The sequence below is a fragment of the Pseudomonas edaphica genome (assembly GCF_005863185.1).
GTDB classification, from domain to species: Bacteria; Pseudomonadota; Gammaproteobacteria; order Pseudomonadales; family Pseudomonadaceae; genus Aquipseudomonas; species Aquipseudomonas edaphica.
The window spans coordinates 1-861 of the sequence record NZ_VBVZ01001071.1 but is presented as its reverse complement, the minus strand read 5'-3'; the positions used below and the strand labels follow the sequence as shown (position 1 = coordinate 861).

At 62.8% G+C, this 861-nt stretch carries 1 protein-coding gene; it reads left to right on the top strand.

All coding sequences use genetic code 11. The features are described from left to right. The first annotated feature begins 93 nt into the window (after positions 1-93). Positions 94-795 (top strand): FadR/GntR family transcriptional regulator, encoded by a 702-nt coding sequence (locus tag FEM54_RS33310; protein WP_017136644.1) that lies wholly within the window; start codon positions 94-96, stop codon positions 793-795. The last annotated feature ends 66 nt before the right edge of the window (positions 796-861 follow it).

Below are 861 nucleotides of genomic sequence, written 5' to 3'. Positions count from 1 at the left end.
CGACCCACCGCTATCGCAGCGATGCGGCGACCCGACAAGCCAGCTCCCACATGGAATCGCGACCCTATTGGCAACATCCAAGGAGACGTAGACGTGATCAGCACTTCAACCGTCGTCAACTCAGTCGTAGAAAAACTGCGCGCCGCACTCAAGCGGGGCCAGTGGCGCCAGGGCGACATGCTCCCCGGCCAGCGTGAACTGGCCGAGCAGATGGGCATCAGCCGCCCAAGCCTGCGCGAAGCCGTGATCGTGCTGGAAACCCTGGGCCTGGTGCGCTCGATGCCCGGCAAAGGCGTGGTCGTGCTGGAAACCAGCGTCAGCGAGCCACAGTCCAGCGACGCCGTGGCCGACGCCAGCCTCGAAGATATCCTGCAACTGCGCTACACCCTCGAACCCTTCATTGTCGGCCTGGTGGCCCAGTCCATCAGCAGCAAGGAAGTCGGCCAATTGCGCCTGACCTTGATGGACATGCGCGAAGCCCTGGATGCCGGAGACGCCGAAGCGGGCATGAACGCCTACATCGGCTTTCACGAAGAGCTGTTCGCGCTGACGTCCAACCCGATCTTCCAGAACGTGGTGCAACAAACCAGCAACGCCCTCAAGCAAAGCGCCCAGGTACTGCGCAATTCACCCGAGCACTTGGCCGAACGCCTGCAGGAAAACGACGCCGTGGTGCGCGCCATCCGCAACAAGAACAGCGCCCTGGCCAGCGCCGAAATGCGCCGACATATCCTCCAGGAAGGCCTGCGCATGGGCATTCGTTTGAATATCCCGGACGACCATCTGGGCAGCTGATTTTTTGGAGACCGACCATGAGCGCCCCCGCCCTGCAACGCAATGCCGTCCTCCCTGCCCTGCGCC